The organism is Psychrobacter sanguinis, from assembly GCF_020736705.1.
Taxonomy (GTDB): domain Bacteria; phylum Pseudomonadota; class Gammaproteobacteria; order Pseudomonadales; family Moraxellaceae; genus Psychrobacter; species Psychrobacter sanguinis.
In genome coordinates this window covers 1,892,738-1,912,579 of the sequence record NZ_CP085990.1, presented here as the reverse complement: position 1 = coordinate 1,912,579, position 19,842 = coordinate 1,892,738, and the positions used below count along the sequence as shown (strand labels likewise).

Below are 19,842 nucleotides of genomic sequence, written 5' to 3'. Positions count from 1 at the left end.
GTCTCTCATTGCCTATAGCAGTGCTACCTCCAAAGTTTGGTATAGATTTAAAAAACTCTTGCTCACCGCAAGAGTTTTTTTTAGTTTTTGTAAGCAGCCGATCATAATCACTCGTCATATCCTACTAAAATAGTCTAGAATACACATTAATTTGTCTGCTTTGTTACCTCACTATTATTGTCTATAACAAACACCCTGCTTGTTATTTACTTAAACTTGCTGGTTATTCATTTACTTAAAACCACTCCTACATAGAACAATCAATCTTCCTAGATTAAACGTTAAATCAAGCACTCAAATTAAGCACTTTAATTAAAAACAACTCACTAAAATATTCAAAAAACAACGGCCTTGTTATCAAGATTTCTTGAAGTCTATTTTTTAAGGTCGGTTTTTATTTTTGCTAATGATAGCCGTTGTGTGACCTTATCCATTGGCTTAATACCATAAGGAATGTCCTCTTATGCAAAAATTTCTATCCATTATCATGTGCTTATTTGCACTACCGCTAGTTATAGGTGGCGGTTACTTACTTTATTTGGGGGGCAGTCCTTACTATGTGGTCGCCGGTGTATTGATGCTGGCCTCTGCTTGGTTACTGCTTAAACGCCAATGGTTGGCCTATGCCCTATATAGCATTTTTATTATAGGCTCGGTTATCTGGGCAGTATGGGAATCTGGATTCTATTGGTGGGCATTAGCAACTCGCCTAGGCTTCCCATTAATTTTCGGTCTATTGATGCTATTGCCTTGGGTGGCCAGAAAGATGGGTACTCAAAAAATCAAAGTATTAACTGGGCCTTCTAATAATACTTTACATAACGCTTCAGGCATTACTTCAAATACCCCTTTAAATACCTCTTCACCGCAAGCAACAGCAGACTTACCTTCTGCTAATGAAGGCGAACATAATGAGGGTCCAAAAAAATCAGCCTATTACTGGGCCTTATTGGCCAGTGTGGTGGCCGGTGCAGCGGTGTCCTTTGGTAGTATGGCAAATAATGCGACTGATAAACTCGGTGTCCTAGATTTAAAAGGTGACTCTGCTACCCCTGCTAATCTGGGAGATCCTTTATCGAACGGTCAACAAACTCCAGAGGGTGAATGGAGTGCTTATGGACGTACTGATTATGGCCAACGCTACTCACCCTTGACTCAAATTAATACTGACAATGTCAAAAACTTAGAAGTGGCGTGGCAAATTCAGACCGGAGATGTTAAGGGCCCTAACGATGTTGGGGAAACCACCTATCAGGCGACTCCTTTGAAACTAGGTAATGCACTGTATATGTGTACCCCTCATAACTGGGCGTTGGCTTTGGATGCCGATACGGGCGAGGCCTTATGGAAATTCGACCCTAAAGTAGGCGAGAACTTACAACGTCAACATCAAACGTGCCGTGGTGTCTCTTTTTATGCCGGTACCAACCCTCAGACCAGTATTACTACCGATATTAAAGCCCAAAAAGTTGAAGGCAATACCTTCACAAAAGCAACCACTCAGTGTGATGCAAAAATATTCATTCCTACCTCAGATGCTAAATTGTATGCGCTTAACCCTGAAACAGGACAGCGTTGTCAAGATTTCGGTAACGAGGGTGCGATCGATTTAATGCACAATATGCCCTTTAAACAGGCCGGTTATTACTACTCTACTTCTCCACCTATTGTGGCAAGTGACGTAATTATTGTAGCGGGAGCGGTCAATGATAACTATGACATTAACTCTCCTTCTGGGGTCATTCGTGCTTATGACGTGAATACTGGGCAACTTATGTGGAACTGGGATGCAGGCAATCCTGAAGACACTAAGCCTTTAGATATTAACGATCCAAATCAAACTTACAAAACTAGCTCACCCAACTCTTGGGCGATTGCCAGTGCCGATGAAAAATTAGGCTTAGCATATTTCCCCATGGGCAACCGTACCCCAGACCAATTGGGAGTATACCGCTCACCTGCAGAAGAAAAATATGCCACATCGGTGGTAGCTTTAGATTTAAAAACAGGCCAAGCACGCTGGGTACAGCAATTTGTTCACCATGACTTATGGGACATGGATACTCCGGCACAGCCAAGCTTAATTGATCTAAAAACAGACAAAGGTGTTGAGCCAGCACTTGTGGTACCGACCAAACAGGGTGATGTTTATGTGTTGAACCGCGCTACTGGTAAGCCTATTCTGCCTATCAAAGAACGTCCTGCCTCGCAGAACCATTTGATCAAAGGCGAGCATGCTTCACCAACCCAACCTTACTCTGCTTTGAGCTTTGAGCCTAAGCCGCTCACTGAAAAAGACATGTGGGGCGCCAGTCTTCTAGATCAGATGATGTGCCGTATTGAATTTAATAAACTCAATTATGAGGGTAGATATACCCCACCTTCTACTCAAGGTACACTGGTATATCCTGGTAACTTCGGTACCTTTAACTGGGGCAGCTTAGCGGTTGATCCTGAAAATGGCGTTATGTTTGGTATGCCAACTTATTTGGCATTCACCTCAAAGCTTATTCCTAAAGACAGCTTGGGTGATGTCGAAACCAACAAAGGTGAACAAGGGGTTAATGCTAATGAAGGTGCAGACTATGCAGTGGAAATGGGACCATTTTTATCTCCTTTAGGCGTTCCTTGTCAGCAGCCACCTTGGGGTACGATAGCAGCAGCTAATTTAAGTACTGGCGAAATTGCCTATCAGCGTAAGAATGGTACGGTACAAGACTTATCACCTCTGCCCTTGAAGTTTGAACTAGGCGTGCCGGGTATTGGTGGTCCTATCATCACCAAAGGAGGCGTCGCTTTCTTATCAGCAGCGACTGAAAATAACTTTAGAGCTTATGACTTAAAAACCGGCGACGTCTTATGGAATCAGCGTATTCCTGCAGGCGGGCAAGCAACCCCGATGACTTATCTAAACTCTAAAGGTGAGCAGATGGTGGTGCTTGTCGCAGGTGGTCATGGCTCAGTGGGCACTGAAATTGGCGATTATGTTATTGCTTATAAACTTGCCAAATAATACGGCTCATTCTTAGTAGTGAAATCATTACCACTCCAATAAAAAAAGGTGCCTTAGGGCACCTTTTTTTGAATGGGTTGTGCCGTTTTATAGATTGTTATGATTTATTAAAATCATCGATATTTACTTGAAACCTTAGCCACTAAGGGTCATATCATTAGGTACAGAATTGTTAAAAATAGCTATCAAAAACAACTATTAAAACAATCGGCAAAATTAAATTTTGAAAATAACCCTCAAAAAGCCCTTAAAAATAACTGACAACAATTAGTGGATACATTATGACTTCTATACCTCTTTCCTTTTTAGACCTTGCCCCCGTTCCTGAGGGCCAAACCACCTCTCAAGGTGCCTCTTATACTGTTAAGATGGCACAAAAAGCCGAAGCTGTTGGTTTGAACCGTTACTGGATGGCAGAACACCATAATATGCCAGGTATTGCCAGTGCCGCAACTTCAGTCCTGTTAGCGCACATTGGTGCCAAAACTGACAACATTCGCATTGGCTCAGGCGGGGTTATGCTACCCAACCATGCCCCTTTGGTAGTTGCTGAACAATTTGGCACCTTGCAGGCTTTGTACGGTGACCGTATTGATTTAGGGTTAGGCCGTGCACCCGGTACCGATGGTGCTACCTTTAGAGCACTGCGTCGTCAGATGCATGATGCGGACCGTTTCCCGCAAGATGTGCAGGAGCTTTTATTCTTCCTAGGCAAAGATTCAGACGATAGTCCAGTTCAAGCTTTCCCAGGTGCACACAGTAATGTGCCTATCTGGATTCTAGGCTCTTCATTATTTGGCGCCACCTTAGCAGCGAAACTGGGGCTTCCTTACTCTTTTGCCTCACATTTTGCACCACGCATGATGACCCAAGCTATTGCCACTTATCGTGAAAACTTTGAACCCTCACCTTATCTAGATAAGCCTTATGTGATGTTAGCGGCCAATATGTTATTGGCGGATGATGAGCAAACCGCGCGTTATCACTTTACCTCTGCGCAGCAAAGTTTTGTTCGTTTACGTCGCGGTGGTCGAGGACAGGTACCTGCTCCTGTAGAGTCTATGGAAGGTATCTGGAGTGCCCCAGAGCAAGCTATGGTTGAAGATGCGTTAGCAGTCTCATTCGTCGGTAGCGTTGGACGCGTCCGTCCTCTATTAGAGCACTTTATTGAAGAGCACAAGCCTGATGAGCTAATGGTCACTGCCAATATCTACGACCAACAGGCACGTTTGCGTTCTCTTGAATTGGTGCCTGAGTTAGGGGTGTTTGATTTAAAACCTTAAGCAACCCTTAATCAACCTTGTTCGCCATCCTGTTTGTGGCAATTAAGTGGCATTTTTGCCTGAGATAACATAAAAAAAGCCGATATTAATTTATCGGCTTTTTTTGATTCAACTGTTTAATTTGAAAGGTTTAAGGTAATTTAATTTGATCAGTTTAAGGTAATCAGCAAGCCATCAAGCGACTAATACGCACAAAATTCAGCAGAACTGAAACCCGAGCCTACCATCGTAATTCTATGCTCGCCTTTTGAACGGGTGTAATACCTATAGTCGGAATCGCCATGATCGGCCAGTCGTCTGCCTTTGCTGTCTTTAACCGACTGAACATGGCCATCGGTATTGATAACCAGCTCTTGATTGGCACCTAGCGAGACTTTAAATACCCGCCCTTTACTTAGGTCACCTGTGTAACTTCCACAGTAGCTACCTTTTGCGAATACTACTTGGCTTGTGGGTAACGCTTGCGCAGTCAAAGACAGAGACATTATCACACCAACAAGACCAGCTTTTGCTATAACTTTAGATTTCATAATGAATACTCAGTGTAATAGGCCAAATGGCGATTAAAGGTGTGGTAAATGAAATACCTTCTCAAATCAATATATCACCGTATTCACTGACTTACAATATGGTTAAACCATTAGAGAGATTTAAATATTAATATATCATCGTTAAACATTATAAAACCTTAATAAACACAGAATTCGACCGCACTATCGATTCTGCCAACCATCTTAATAGTATGGGTGCTAGTATGCTTAGAATCATAACGATAGTTTGCCCCGCCCTTATCTTCCAATATCTCTCCTTGGCTATCTGTCACTGATTGCACATGCCCATCTGTGCTAATAACCAGTTGTTGATTGGCATTCATCTCTATACTAAACAGCGCCCCTGAAGTTAAATCTCCTTGATAAGTGCCACAGTTACTGCCCTTAATAAAGATAACCTCATGAGTTGGCATTGCCTGAGCAGTGACGGTTAATAACCATAGAGAGCCTGCCAAACAAAGCGACAAGCTGTTTTTTTTCATCATAATATAAGTATCACTATTGTGGTTTTAAACCCGTATTATTTTGCCCTGAATACGAATTTTGAGAATGGTATCGACGTTAAGAATTAATTAGTTTACATCCAGCCCAGTGCTCTTAAAGCCGCTGCCCCTATGGCCATTCCGAACAAAGATACGACGGTGGTAAACGCTAAAATATTGGCCGCTAGAATTTCGTTACCGCCCATGGCTTTTGCCATCACGTAACTGGCCGCGGCGGTTGGTGAAGCAACCATTAAAAACAACACCCCCATATGTACCCCAGTTAGACCAAAACTTAAGCCAACAAGTATCGCAACTATGGGCGCAATGACAATACGGCCAATACTGGCCTGCATCGATAACCCTGATAAATTAAGCATGGAGCGCATATCAATGGTTGCACCAGCGCATATTAAGGCCAGTGGTAAAGACACTGCTGCTAATAGCGCCCCTGTTTGAGTAATAACACTCGGTAATTCAGGTAACTCTAAGGTAGAAGCCAATATTTTATAACCAAAGGCGGCAATTAAGGCTAGAATCAGCGGATTGGTAAACAACTTCTTACTGATCATCACTGCGTAGTTTTCATGCTTTGCCACTTGCTTCGGATCAGCCTCTGGATCTACGGTAGTGCGACTTAGGGTAATCACTGCCAAGATATTAAATACCAAAGTAATAACGCCCATATATACCGCACCAATACTAAGACCTTCTGTGCCATAGGCATTAGCTACTGTGGCCAGACCAATGATGGCCATGTTGCTGCGAAAGACTCCTTGGACAAAGACGCCTTTATCCTCTGGCCGTTCTATAAAGTATCTGGCATAAAGCTCAGCACCAAAGTACAACAACAGAGTAACCGCCAGTCCAGCAGCAATCAAGTAAAACTGCTCACTAAAGTTCACTGTACTTTGAATCACACTAAAAAAAAGCAAACATGGCAAGGCATAATTGAATACCAGCTTCGAGGCTTGATCTATAAAGTCTTTACTTACCTGTCCCTTCTTGCGCATAAAAAAACCCAACCCCATAAGCATGAGGTTGGGTAATACAATATTTAAGGCAAAAAGGATGGCGTCAATCATTGCTATCTCATCTGGAATTTAGGAATATGTTATATCGTCCAGTTTAGCAATTATTATTGCTTAATTGAAAGCCAAAGCAATTGACAGTAAGCCATGCGACTTGATTAAGCTTTTAAAGCTACTTTTGCTTTTTTCTGTTTTTTCAAAGTCATACCAAGCAGTTGTATCGCTGCAGGTGTTACACCACTAATACGACTGGCTTGGGCCAAAGTAGCCGGACGAATGTCTTGTAGTTTTTGAACAATTTCATTCGATAAACCAGAGACCGCAGTGTAATCAAAATCAACCGGAAGCTCAGTGTTTTCTAAGCGCTTCATTTGATCAATATCTTCCTGCTGACGGTCAATATAACCAGCGTATTTGACTGAGATTTCGATTTGCTCACCGACATCTGCTGCCACATCCGCCCCTGTTATCGCCGCAATATCATCAAACCCAACATTAGGACGTTTTAATAAATCATAAGCGGTTGACTCTTTTGACAGGCTTTCACCGGTACGCTCAGCGAACTTTTTACCAAGCTCATTATTTGGGGTCGCCCAAAGCTCTTTAAGACGGCCTGACTCAGCACCAATCGACTCCATCTTATTCTGATAAGCCTCCCAGCGCGTATCATCTACCAAGCCTAATTTACGACCAATTTCAGTAAGACGCTGATCCGCATTATCTTCACGCAGCAGCAATCTATATTCGGCACGACTGGTAAACATACGGTAAGGCTCTTTGGTACCGTGAGTAATTAAATCATCTACTAATACGCCTAAGTAAGCTTGGTCGCGACGTGGCGTCCAGCTGTCCATGACTGGATTATCCTGGGTCGATAAAGCAGCGTTAATACCGGCTAACAGACCTTGCACCCCAGCTTCTTCATAACCGGTAGTACCATTAATCTGACCCGCAAAATACAGGCTATCAATAGATTTGGTTTCTAACGTCGGTTTGAGGCTTTGAGGGTTAAAATAATCATACTCAATGGCATAACCTGGACGGGTAATATGAGCGTTCTCTAAACCCGCCATGGTACGAATAAACTCTAACTGCACATCAAATGGCAAACTGGTAGAAATACCATTAGGATACAGTTCATGTGTGGTCAATCCTTCAGGCTCAATGAAGATCTGATGGCTGTCTTTATCAGCAAAGCGATGGATTTTGTCTTCAATCGAAGGACAATAACGTGGCCCTACCCCTTCAATATTACCTGAGAATAGAGGTGAGCGGTCTAGGTGCTGGCGAATGATATCGTGTGTTTTTTCATTAGTATGGGTAATAAAGCAGTTCACCTGCTCAGGATGCATATCGACATTGCCCATAAAGCTCATGACTGGCAATGGTGTATCACCTGGCTGAACTTTCATCACACTAAAATCAACGGTTCGCGCATCAATACGAGCCGGCGTTCCTGTTTTTAAACGGCCCACAGGCAGCTTTAATTCACGTAAACGCTCAGCCAACTTAATAGAAGGTTGGTCACCAGCGCGGCCCCCTTTTGAGTTGTCCAAACCAATATGAATAACACCGCCTAAGAAGGTGCCTGACGTTAGGACCACGGTTTTGGTGCGGAAAATAATACCGGTTGAGGTTACAACCGCACAAGCTTTGCCGTTCTCTACCAAGATGTCATCCGCACCTTGTTGGAATAAGTCTAGATTAGGCTGGTTCTCTAAAGTATGGCGAATGGCCGCTTTATATAAAATACGGTCTGCTTGCGCACGAGTAGCACGTACTGCAGCACCTTTACGGCTGTTTAATACTCGAAACTGAATGCCTGCTTTGTCAGTCGCCAGTGCCATAGCACCCCCTAGCGCGTCAATTTCACGCACCAAGTGTGACTTACCAATACCCCCAATGGCAGGGTTACAGCTCATCTGGCCTAAGGTTTCAATATTGTGTGTCAGCAATAAAGTCTGTGCGCCCATACGCGCAGCCGCCAATGCTGCTTCGGTACCGGCATGCCCGCCACCGATGACGACAACATCGTAAGATTTAGGATAAGTAATACCAGCGGTATTCGATGTGGAAGTTGATGACATAAAGACGCCTCGCCTGCTGTTCTCAGCAATTACTGAATAGGGAAATCACTCAAAAGATGACTCAATTAAGACCCCATCTTGTTAAGCCGCTACTCTAAAAATAGAGTAACAGATAATTATAACAAAATTAGCAGCTCATCTGTAGTCCATTAAAGCCTCAAATTTAATAGGGTTATGGGCTGCAGTGTGATAGATTGCCCTACTGACTAATAGCTGTAGTGGCTCTAGCTCTAGCGTCCAATAGCTTTCCAAAGCTATCAAATGGTTATCTATTTGTAGCTTTCATTGCCTTTGCTAGGCATGACTTGAAATAATGAGCAATAAATTTTCACACTCTACCTCTGTAACCTGACCATTAATAGGGTTACGCTTATGCCTCTTTACCGTACCGCACCTAGTAGTAACATCTGCGAATTACTGCTAATTATTAATAGTTACCAAATATTCTAGTCGTGAAATCAATTTTAGTTGTGAAATAAATATTATTTATATTTTGAGGACTGCATGAAAACCCCTATAAAAACAAAACTCGATTCTAATGAAAAACTGCCAACGAACAGTTCGAGAATATTCACTAAAAACAATCTATTGAGAAACCTACTTTTTGCTGGACTAGCTAGCACTGCATTGACCGCCTGTAACAGTGTACCTACCCCCTCATCTGAAGGTTCTTCTACCCACAGTACCGTTAATCCTACTGGCTCAAAAAACAACTCCAAGGCTGATAACACTAAATATCCAGCGGATGCCAGCCGTCATGAGTACCAGTTGAAAAATGGTTTGAAAGTGATTATTAAAGAAGATCATAGAGCACCGGTGGCCATGAGCCAAATTTGGTACAGTGTTGGCGCCACAGATGAGCCTGAAGATAAAGGCGGTATCTCTCACTTATTAGAACACATGATGTTCAAAGGAACTGAAAAGGTTTCAGGGGCAGATTTCGACAGACTAATCGCCAAATTTGGTGGTGATCATAATGCCTTTACCAGCTATGACTATACGGGGTACTACGAAATGTTCCCCGTTAACCGTCTTGAGCTTTCTTTAGAGCTAGAAGCGGACCGCATGACCAACTTACGTTTTGATAGCAAAGAGTTTGTAGAAGAATTTGAGCAAGAACGTAACGTGGTAATGGAAGAGCGTCGCCAACGTACGGACGACAATCCTCTAGCCAGAGCTTTTGAGAAATTCCGTAAATTGGCACTACCTAATAGTCCAAAAGGCGAGTCTGTGATTGGTCCTATGCAAGAAATTGGTAATACCGATATTAAAGACTTAGAACAGTGGTACAAAACTTGGTATGCCCCAAACAATGCGACTTTGGTCATCGTGGGCGATGTTGATCCACAACAAACGATCAAAAAAGTTGAACAATATTTTGGCGCTATTCCAAGTAAGCAGATTCCTGAACGTCCGTCAGTATTGCAAAAAGGCTGGCGCGGTTATCAACAACAAACCGTAAAAGAAACGGTCAATGTGCCTACCTTACTGATGGGCTTCAACGTTCCTACTCTGCACAGTGCTATGGCAACCGATGTTCCTAAAAAGGAAATCTATGATCTACTAATGATGCAATTCATTATGGACGGCGGCTATGCTGCTCGTTTTGAGAAGAACCTAGTGCGTGAACAAGGGTTGTTGTCTTCAATAGTATCTAGCTATGACCTCTATGAGCGTGGCGATGGTTTGTTTATGATTCAAGCCACGCCGCGTGAGGGAGTCACATTGGCGCAAGTGCAACAAGCAATTATGGATCAAATCGATAAGTTCAAGACTGAAACTATCAGCGATAAAGAGCTTGAACGTGCTCGAAATAATGCGGTAAATGGCTTTGTGTTTTCACAAGACAGTATGCAAGGCCAAGCCTATATGATCGGTAATTTACAGTCACGTGGTTTAGACGACCGTCTTATTACAACGTTACCTGACGAATTGGCCAAAATTAGTAGCGCAGATATTAATGCTGCCGCTAAAAAATATTTTGCTAAAGACAATCTAACGGTTATGTACGTTGAACCTATCGAAGCGACAAATACTAAGGCTCCTAGCAAATAAACGATATGGTATAAATGCTTATTTATCTGACAGGTAGAAACCAACAGTTAATAGATAGAAGCCTAAGAGATAAAAACCAATTAAAAAAGATTTTTAAAACTATAAAAACCTAATACGGATTTGATATGAAATCATATTTACAACCTTATTGTTATCTTAAGCCGGTCATTGTGGCCAGCTCATTATTAGCGTCTTTAGGGCTAACCTCAATCAGCGCTAGTGCCGCACCCGAAATGCCCAGTGGCGAGCGTGCAAAAGCTGATGTGGACATCACCCAACCTATTAAAGCGCTAGACACCTTATCTAGTTTAAAAAACAATGACAAACTGGACTTTTCTATTCCTAAATTCCAGCACTTTACCACCAGTAATGGGGTGCCTGTCATTTTCTTTCAGACCAATCAGCTGCCTATCGTGGATGTTGACTTGCGCTTTAATGCCGGTAGTGCCCGCGATGAAAGTATCCGCAAAAATAGCTTTGGTCTCGCCAGCATGGTAGCTGACTTACTTACCAAAGGCACAAAAGAGCTTGATGAAACTGCCTTTGCGGAAGCCACAGAGCAGTTAGGCATTGAGCTAGGTAGTGCCGCTTATAAAGATCAATTTGTGGTTAATTTGCGCAGTCTGTCTGACAGCGACAAACTAACCCCTGCTTTAAAGCTGCTTAATGATGTGGTTAACCAGCCAAGATTTGACGCTAAAGTCTTAGAGCGCAGTAAAGCACAGCAAGTTTTAGGTTTAAGACAAATGATGCAAAACCCGTCCTATCTTGCCAGTACTACCTTCAATGAGGCACTTTATGGCACTCATCCCTATGCTCATTCTTCTTATGGGACAGTAAAGACTGTTCCTACTATTACCACCAATGACTTGCAGCGCTTCCATGATACTTACCTAGTCGCCCAAAACGCCAGCTTGAGTATCACAGGTGATTTAAATTTGCAGCAAGCAAAACAAGCAGCTGAAGCAGTCACCAAAAACCTAGCGCAAGGCAAGCCGGCGCCAACTCTACCTAAACCTACCCCCATTAACAAAAGTAAATGGGTCCATGTTGATTATGACAGCGACCAAACCTCGGTCATTATTGGTCAACAAGGCTATAGCATCAGCGCAGATCCTGCCGAGCTTCAACGCAGTACTGACTTTGCTATTGGTAATGAAATACTGGCAGGAAGCGGCTTTAATTCTCGCTTAATGGGTAAAATACGCAAAGAGATGGGCTACACCTATGGAATCTATGGCAGCATGGCGGCGATGCAAGCTCCTGGTCCTTATAGCATTAGATTCTCTACACGTAATGAAAAAGCTGACGAGGCTATTAAAGCCACCCTACAAACGGTTCGAGACACATTGAAGCAAGGCGTGACTAGCGAAGAATTCAAGCTTACTCAAGAAAGCTTAATCAACAGCTACCCCATGGGTTTCTCAAGCAATGCCAGCATCAACGGCCTGCTTGGTGGTATCAACTTTAATAAGCTTCCGGATTCTTATATTACCGATTATATTAACCGCATTGAAAATACGGATGTCAAAAACGTAAACAAAACACTCAAAGAAACATTAACGCCCGATAAATTCATTATCGTTACGGTAGGTAAGCCAAATATCGCTGAAAACTCTGACCTTAAAAAGTTAAAGTAGCAAGTAGCTGGTGCTTAATTTACGCCAATCTTTAAGGGTTTTGAATACCTCTATAACTGAACTTCATGGATGAGCTTTAGGTGATAAGATACAGCTTTTTTAAAAACCTTTTATAAAACAGCTGCTATAAACGAAAAAAGACACCCATAATGGGTAATGCCAGTCAGTTAAGGCAAAAACTCAATAAAAGTAATAAAATAGCCTATCTAATAAGTAGATGGGCTATTTTACTATGAGACTACAAGACGCTATTAATGAGACGCATAAAAGGATTCCAGACACCCTAGAACAATTTAGTGAATTAATAGACCCTGAGTGGATACAGCAGGCTTTAGAATATACGGGCAAAGCGAGCATTAGAAGACGTAAGCTACCTGCCGAACACGTTGTTTGGATAGTCATCGGCACAGCTTTATATCGTAACCGTTCAATTTGGTATATCACAGAGCAAATGCGGCTTAATATAGACTCACAGGCCTGCGTACCCAGCGCTGTGGTACAAGCAAGACAACGCCTCGGGCATGAGCCTCTAAAGCAGCTATTTCATCAACTAAGTGCTCACTACCAAACAGAATCACGAGCCCAGCAGCAAGACTTCATGGGACTTAGCGTCCAAGCTGTAGATGGCGTCGTATACTCACTCCCATCCACTGATGAGAACCTTCAGCACTTTAGCTCAAGCAAAGGCAGAACTAAAGAGGCGCCCTATCCCCAAATGCGTTCGGTATGTCTGATCAATACTGACACGCATGAGATCATTGACACAACCCTTGCAGATATGGGTCAAGGAGAGATCACCTTAGCCCGTCAGCTAAATGTTCAAGACAACAGCATTACGCTCTTTGATAGAGCCTATTTCTCAGCAGACCTACTTATCAGTTGGCAACAAGCCCATCCAAACAGTCACTGGCTCATGCGGGCTAAAGATAATCTGCGTTACACTGTGATTGAAACCTTTAGTGAAGGGGACTACTTAATACAAATGCCCGTCTCTCCTCAGGCACAAAAGAAAAATCCAAACCTACCCGATACTTGGCAAGCTCGATTAATTGAGTGTCGTTATGAGGGTAAGACAAGACGATACATCACCTCTTTAATAGATGATAAACGCTTTACTAAGGATAAAGTGGCACAGCTTTACTTGCAGCGCTGGGAGATCGAGATGGCTTTTAGGGAAATTAAGTCTGATTTACAGCAGGGGCTGTTGTTAAGAAGTAAGCTGCCACAGCTTGTATTACAAGAATTCTGGGGGCTTATGATTGCTTATAATCTGATAAGACGTTTGATGCGATATATGGCTCTTAGAGCTAAGGTTAGCCCTCTACGAATTAGCTTTCATATGGCGTCTATTACGATTGTTGATCTGTTACGGTTTGCACCTTTACAGGCTGCAGGACTCTTCCCTAAGTTGTTAGATGCACTTTTAGAGGAAGGAAAATTGTTTGTTATTCCTGAACGCAGAAAGCGATCTTGCCCGAGGGTGGTTAAGGGTAAGCCACAAAAATATCCCAAAAAAAATACCAGTCAGCCTTAACTGACTGGCATTACCCATAATGGGTGTCTTTTTTTTATTGCTGTTTTTATTGACTCTATTATTTTTATCGACCCTATAGTTAGTAGAGGATCATTTATCAAAAAGTCTTTTATTGAACATGATTGTATTGAACATGATTGTATTGAACATGATTGTATTGAACATGATTTTATTGAACATTAATAGTCACGTCATAATCAATAGGACTATTTTGATATTCTATGCCTTTATAACTTAAACGAATCACATATTTATCAGATTGCGCTACCAAGTAACTGCCATTGGCAAAGTCATAATAAACAGGACTGACCAAATCAGCAGCAATATAACTTGGGTGCGTGTCTACAGATATTTTTTGTCCTTTTTCAGGATAAATATAATAATCACATTGTGAATCGTTCATCACTTCATTTTTACGAACTATCTTAGTAGACCCCACCGGTGAGTTCACCAGTTTGGGACATTTGTCCTTACGGGTAGCCGCTAACTTAGCTTTATCATTGGCGACAGACTCACCGATTGCCTGAGCTTCAAAATTAAAACTTGGCTCTGTATCACCGACTTCAATAGGTGCGATCGAATCTTTTTGATTTAATGAAGGGAGGTTTGCCACATCAATTCTAGGTAACCCTGTGTCTGATATGTCTTGCCATTCTTCAGTAGTAGAACTTTTATTAAACAAAGTATCGATTGGCTTACATGCAATAATAGTGGTGGCTGCAACAAAACAGCTTAATATAGCCAGATACGATGATGATCTTATATTCAAATCTTATGCCTCAAGTGATATGTACCTTCTTGCGCCTTTCAAATACTCAAAAACGGCTACTAACGTTAACTCAAGCAACACTTTCAGTATTAAATTCATTATAAATAACGACATTAATTAGGAGGGCATGCAAAGATAAGGTTTTCGAAAAAATGAGGGAAAGGAGTATTAAGCCACGTTTTACAACGCTTACTACTAATGAAGCATAGGTTGATAAGTGGCTCACTACATATTATACACTAATTATACATAAGTATTAAGAATTTTATCAAAAAATCGGTTGACTTAATTTAGGTACCTACAATAAGACCCTGGAGCTGAGTATTCTGCCCCCCAATAGCGATAGCCTTGAGTGTCTAAATGAATAGCGCCCGTGGAATATATACCCAGGCCAAAACTATAGTTTTGGCCTTGGCTTGACCAAAATTGACACAATCTATCTTGCATACTGGTTTTATACCAAGGCTGCCCTTCGTATTCAGGAACCCAGATATCAATAGCGCCATTGGTCATATGTTTACTGGCCCCTGCACCCCCTGCACAAGCATTTAAAGAAGGGGAACGATAAGTAGATCTAATTTCTGCTGTGGGCGGGATAACCCCCTGTTTCTTAAGATCATCGTAGAGTCTCAGTGTAGAGACCATATTCGACCAAAGCTCAGAAGGCGGTAATTGATACTGCTCATAACCACAACGATCCCAACTACGGGCTGTGGTCAATAGTTGATCAAAAGGAGGTATCGCAGGCTCACCAAGATAGTTAGCAAGATAGCGCTTATATTGAGCTACTTCATTAGCACGATACGGCGATAAATTTAACCACTGCACATAATTATAGTTGGTTTCACCAAACGTATTAGATTGTCCGTAATAACCAGGCTGAGACGTTCCACCGAAAGGACGTATATTGGTGTTTTGCTCAATAGTAAGTCGCTGCGATTGATAAGCCTGTTCACTTTGTCGGATTAGATTACCCAAGCGGTCTGTTTGACCATTTTGGTTAGTGACCACTTTATAAGTACGTTTATTGGCATTGGTAACGGGTTTTATGCTTCTTTGTTCATTGATATTTGCGCCTGGAGTTTCGGCCATTGTGGTACAACTGGTGGTTAACAGAGCAAGTGATGCAATGAGGCCTAAAGGGAGTTTCATAGTGCTTTTCATGGCTTTGTGATTTCCAGTAATATTATTATAGTAAAAGTATGTCACTCAAAATTAAGAAGATAAGACAGCCAAACGGATTAACGCCAGTTTACAAGATAAAAACCTCTCAACAAGCCTTAAAGTAACCTACTTAAAGTAATCTAATGGACTTAATATTTTGTATTCTGCTAAGTTAATGTCTCTAATCACCATTTAGCAATGACGTATTTTTTTACAATTTATTAGTCATTTACCAAATAGTGGATTAAAAAGATAGGACATTGATACTATCAAATTTGCCGCAGTCACGCTAAACTATAGCGTCTCACTTCTTACCAAACTATTGCTCATGTTTAGATAAATTGCTATTTAAATCTCTGCAATACTACTGTCTTTAGAATACTGAGCCAATATGATGGTAATAGAACGTAATTTTGAGCCATCGATCCTTAAAGTTAGAACGCCCCTAATCTCAATTTTTCTCCTAGGTTAGGCCTAACTTTAAGCTCACCATTCCCCTTTGCTAACTCAATAAAAACCGCCTTATGTCAAAGCAACAACAGTATCGATTTTCTCGGCAAACTCATCATTTTGGCCGGGACGACAGTATTAGTATCTGGGAACGCATTCATATTGACCCGTGGCTGATGCTACTGCTACTTACCATTAGCTTTATTGGATTGGCTATTTTATATAGCGCTTCAACCCAAGACGTCGATATGGTTATCCGTCAAGCCGTAAGTTATTTACTCGGTTTTACAGTGATGATTACGATGGCGCAGATTCCACCAGGTCTTTATAAAACCTTTACGCCGATTTTTTATGTCATCGGCTTATTTTCATTGGTTTTGGTAGAGATTATTGGCGAAGTGCGTATGGGTGCTCAACGCTGGATTGATATTCCAGGTTTTGGTAGCGTACAGCCCTCGGAGTTTTTGAAGCTTGGGCTGCCAATGATGTGTGCTTGGTATCTGTCTCGTAAAGATTTACCGCCGAATATCCCTACGGTGTTTGCCACATTGGCCATCATTATCGTGCCCGTATTACTGATTGCCAAACAGCCCGACTTAGGAACTTCTATCTTGGTTGCGGCCAGTGGTATCTTTGTGCTGTTTTTAGCCGGATTACCGTGGTGGATGATTGGGTCAGCAGTAGGCATGATGATACCGACGGTTTGGGTGGGCTGGACCTTTTTGATGCATGATTATCAGAAGCAGCGGGTATTGACCTTATTCAATCCTGAAGCTGACTTATTGGGCGCCGGTTGGAATATTACCCAGTCCAAAACCGCCATTGGCGCCGGTGGGCTTACTGGTAAGGGTTACTTGGAAGGAACACAATCGCACCTACACTTTTTACCTGAAGGCCATACCGATTTTATCATTGCGGCTTTCTCTGAAGAGTTTGGTTTGCTTGGGGTTAGCGTTCTTATTTTTATTTATTCTTGTATATTAGTTCGCTCATTCTATATTGCTGCGGTCCATGTCGATACCTATGGTAGATTATTGGCCGGCGCCATTGCCATGTCTTTTTTCGTTTACGTGTTTGTTAATATTGGCATGGTGGGCGGTATTTTACCTGTGGTTGGGGTACCTCTACCTTTGGTGAGTTACGGCGGTACGGCTATTATTACGTTAATGGCGGGCTTTGGACTACTGATGTCGGTTTATACTCACAATGTCAAATAATAAGTAACGAGATACTCCTATACAAACATGGAGTTAATTAACAGGATAATATCGCTGAGAATAAAGGGTGTTATCTGCTAAGCTGACTTCTAAACGACGCCTTATTACCGTAAATTGTAGTAAGGCGTCTTTTTATTTCAGCAATTAAATTTTTTTATTTCGTCAACTAAATGGCAGAATTTTTCATTACAAAAAGCTACGTTAAAAGCGACACTGATTGTCGTATAGAATCCTGTTAAACCTTATAACCACATGACTTAAGCCCCATTTTTGTTATCATAACTGTCTATGATCATTAGGATAAAAATATGGGTTCGATTAATTACGAAAGGCTACAAGGTAAATTAAATATTTTAGCAGATGCTGCTAAATATGATGTCTCCTGCTCCTCTTCTGGTAGTAATCGAAAAAACAAGGGTGGCAGTCTAGGTGACGCATCTAAGTCAGGTATCTGTCATAGCTATACCGAAGATGGTCGCTGTGTCAGTCTACTTAAAATATTACTAACTAATCACTGTATTTATGACTGTGCTTACTGCACTTCTAGACGCAGTAATGACACCCCAAGAGCTGCTTTTACTGTCGAGGAAGTGGTAGAGCTTACCATGCAGTTTTATCGCCGTAACTATATCGAAGGGCTTTTTCTAAGCTCAGGTATTTTTAAGGACGGTGATTACACTATGGAGCGCTTAGTAGAAGTTGCTAAGCTGCTACGCACTCGAGAAGGTTTTAACGGCTATATTCATCTTAAGACCATACCTGGTGCTAGTAAGGAACTCCTGTATCAAGCAGGCTTGTATGCAGACCGCTTAAGCGCCAATATTGAAATCCCAACTAAATCTGGGCTGGCTTTACTAGCGCCAGAGAAGAATCATGCCCAGCTTCAAGCGCCGCTACAAACGGTAAAAGAAGAAATTATCACCATTAAAGAGAGCCGCAAAAAGTACAAATCGGCGCCTAAGTTTACGCCTGCCGGCCAAACCAGCCAAATGATCGTAGGTGCCAGTAATGAGACCGATTTACAGGTCATTCAGCTCTCCAGCCATTTTTATCAGAAATATGACCTAAAGAGGGTGTATTACTCAGGTTATGTGCCTATGTTATCTGACAGCCGCCTACCGGCTATTGGAACACCGGTGCCTATGGTTCGAGAAAATCGTCTTTATCAAGCGGACTGGTTAATGCGCTTTTATGGCTTTGGGGCTCATGAAATCTTAGAGCCTGAAGACCCTTTCTTAGATTTAGAATGTGACCCTAAGCTGGCTTGGGCCATCCGCCATCGTGAGCACTTCCCCGTTAATATTCAGACAGCCCCTTATGAGGTCATCGTCCGAGTACCAGGAATCGGGGTTAAAACCGCCAAAAAAATCGTCAAAGCTCGACGCTTCAACCAAATCACCTTGGAACATCTCAAAAAAATGGGTGCAGCGGTCAACCGTGCCAAATACTTTATTGCTACCACCGGTAAAAATGAGCATTTGGCCCATTTAACTCGGGATAACTTCCGTCAGTATGTACTGGCACAAACCCAAACTAAGTTTAAAGACCAACGCAGTGGTCAGTTGGCGTTGTTCTAAGCTTATTGTGATTGTGACGTTCTATTACCCTCATCTTTTGAGCATTCAACACCTAACATTTGAAACTTAATATTGAGCCTTAAGCTATGTCTCCATCAAGCCAGCTATCCGTTAATCAGCCTACCCTCATCGTCTATGAGTCTAGCTTTGAGGGTTGGTTAAGCGCTGTATTTTACGTGTATGAAAATAGGCTACAAAATCAGCCCTATTTACAGTTAATCGATATCGATGATTATCAGCCTTCTTTGATTGATACTGCCTCTTATGTGGCAGTCGATGATGCTAAGGCTCAGCGGGTATTAACTAAACTAAATAAGGTACTGGGGCATTCAGGTATGCGCCAATTGCTTTGGGGCTTTTTATCAGAAAAGCAGGGCATTGGGAGTGTGTTATTTCTAGTCGTAAAGTATGCTCTAGATTATCCCAATCGACAGGTACTGGAGGACCTAGGTAACCTAGCCGTGCTCGAATTAGCACAAACTGTCAAATCCGTCGGACGCGAGAAGCACCGTATGGAAGCTTTTGTACGCTTTGAGCACACCACAGAAGACATCTATTTTGCCCGTGTAGAGCCAGATTTTAATGTATTGCCTTTGATTGGTGAGCATTTCCGCCAACGTTATCAAGACCAACAATGGGCCATATATGACCTAAAGCGGGGTTATGGTATTTTTTATGACCAATCTAAAAGTGTGAAGGGTGAACCTGCTGCTCTACAAACGATTGTGGATGTCACCGATGAGGTACTCTTTAACCCCAGTAGTATTCATAGCGAGCAAGAAAAACAATATCAAAGATTTTGGCAAGGCTATTTTGCCAATGTTAATATCAGTGAGCGCAAGAACCCTCGCTTACACAAGCAATATCTACCTCAACGCTACTGGAAGTACCTCACCGAAAAGCAAGTACTGCCCAATGCAGAACATCTTAGAAAATCTCGCTAACCTCGACGTTTAGACAAATTTAACAGGTAACTTGTTTTTTAGCGC

Annotated in this window: 14 protein-coding genes; 8 read left to right on the top strand and 6 right to left on the bottom strand. The window is 42.1% G+C overall.

Annotated elements, in window-relative coordinates:
• Window positions 1-463 precede the first annotated feature (463 nt).
• Together LK453_RS08125 and LK453_RS08120 are read left to right on the top strand one after the other, a co-directional pair.
• Window positions 464-3,013, top strand: a complete 2,550-nt coding sequence (locus tag LK453_RS08125) for a membrane-bound PQQ-dependent dehydrogenase, glucose/quinate/shikimate family (protein ID WP_201537142.1) — start codon at window positions 464-466, stop codon at window positions 3,011-3,013.
• A gap of 281 nt (window positions 3,014-3,294) precedes the next feature.
• Entirely contained in the window at window positions 3,295-4,296 is a 1,002-nt protein-coding gene (locus LK453_RS08120) for an LLM class flavin-dependent oxidoreductase (protein ID WP_201537139.1), read from the top strand.
• A 182-nt stretch (window positions 4,297-4,478) separates the two neighbouring features.
• Here LK453_RS08120 and LK453_RS08115 read toward each other — a convergent pair whose 3' ends face one another.
• The 4 genes from LK453_RS08115 to mnmG all read right to left on the bottom strand — a co-directional run bounded on the left by LK453_RS08115 (window position 4,479) and on the right by mnmG (window position 8,447).
• On the bottom strand, window positions 4,479-4,826 hold the full coding sequence (locus tag LK453_RS08115) for a hypothetical protein (RefSeq protein WP_201529863.1): 348 nt from the start codon (window positions 4,824-4,826) through the stop codon (window positions 4,479-4,481).
• 158 nt (window positions 4,827-4,984) lie between these two features.
• Entirely contained in the window at window positions 4,985-5,332 is a 348-nt protein-coding gene (locus LK453_RS08110) for a hypothetical protein (RefSeq protein WP_201537136.1), read from the bottom strand.
• Window positions 5,333-5,424: 92 nt separating this feature from the next.
• Window positions 5,425-6,414 carry an AEC family transporter gene (locus LK453_RS08105; RefSeq protein ID WP_201537133.1) on the bottom strand — a complete coding sequence of 330 codons (990 nt, stop codon included), beginning with the start codon at window positions 6,412-6,414 and terminating at the stop codon, window positions 5,425-5,427.
• A gap of 104 nt (window positions 6,415-6,518) precedes the next feature.
• A complete protein-coding gene (gene mnmG / locus LK453_RS08100; protein ID WP_265335036.1) occupies window positions 6,519-8,447 on the bottom strand; it encodes a tRNA uridine-5-carboxymethylaminomethyl(34) synthesis enzyme MnmG in 1,929 nt (642 codons plus the stop codon).
• A gap of 504 nt (window positions 8,448-8,951) precedes the next feature.
• Between mnmG and LK453_RS08095 the strand changes: the two genes are divergently transcribed.
• The 3 genes from LK453_RS08095 (at window position 8,952) to LK453_RS08085 (ending at window position 13,676) form a co-directional block, all read left to right on the top strand.
• Window positions 8,952-10,502 carry a M16 family metallopeptidase gene (locus LK453_RS08095; RefSeq protein WP_201537130.1) on the top strand — a complete coding sequence of 517 codons (1,551 nt, stop codon included), beginning with the start codon at window positions 8,952-8,954 and terminating at the stop codon, window positions 10,500-10,502.
• Between the two features lie 125 nt (window positions 10,503-10,627).
• On the top strand, window positions 10,628-12,142 hold the full coding sequence (locus LK453_RS08090) for a M16 family metallopeptidase (protein WP_201537127.1): 1,515 nt from the start codon (window positions 10,628-10,630) through the stop codon (window positions 12,140-12,142).
• Between the two features lie 232 nt (window positions 12,143-12,374).
• Window positions 12,375-13,676 carry an IS4 family transposase gene (locus LK453_RS08085; RefSeq protein ID WP_227945142.1) on the top strand — a complete coding sequence of 434 codons (1,302 nt, stop codon included), beginning with the start codon at window positions 12,375-12,377 and terminating at the stop codon, window positions 13,674-13,676.
• A gap of 169 nt (window positions 13,677-13,845) precedes the next feature.
• On the opposite strand, the gene LK453_RS08080 is transcribed toward LK453_RS08085, so the two are convergent.
• The gene (locus LK453_RS08080; RefSeq protein WP_201537683.1) at window positions 13,846-14,445 is read right to left on the bottom strand and encodes a hypothetical protein; all 600 of its coding nucleotides are present in this window, start codon (window positions 14,443-14,445) and stop codon (window positions 13,846-13,848) included.
• A 285-nt stretch (window positions 14,446-14,730) separates the two neighbouring features.
• Entirely contained in the window at window positions 14,731-15,597 is an 867-nt protein-coding gene (locus LK453_RS08075; RefSeq protein ID WP_227674406.1) for a D-Ala-D-Ala carboxypeptidase family metallohydrolase, read from the bottom strand.
• A gap of 536 nt (window positions 15,598-16,133) precedes the next feature.
• On the opposite strand from LK453_RS08075, the gene rodA reads away from it, so the two are divergent.
• From rodA to LK453_RS08060, 3 genes are all read left to right on the top strand, one after another.
• Window positions 16,134-17,276 (top strand): rod shape-determining protein RodA, encoded by a 1,143-nt coding sequence (rodA, locus tag LK453_RS08070; RefSeq protein WP_201537679.1) that lies wholly within the window; start codon window positions 16,134-16,136, stop codon window positions 17,274-17,276.
• Between the two features lie 308 nt (window positions 17,277-17,584).
• Window positions 17,585-18,853: a putative DNA modification/repair radical SAM protein gene (locus LK453_RS08065; protein WP_201537677.1), complete on the top strand. Its 1,269-nt coding sequence runs from the start codon at window positions 17,585-17,587 to the stop codon at window positions 18,851-18,853.
• Between the two features lie 86 nt (window positions 18,854-18,939).
• On the top strand, window positions 18,940-19,797 hold the full coding sequence (locus LK453_RS08060) for a TIGR03915 family putative DNA repair protein (protein WP_201537675.1): 858 nt from the start codon (window positions 18,940-18,942) through the stop codon (window positions 19,795-19,797).
• Window positions 19,798-19,842 lie beyond the last annotated feature (45 nt).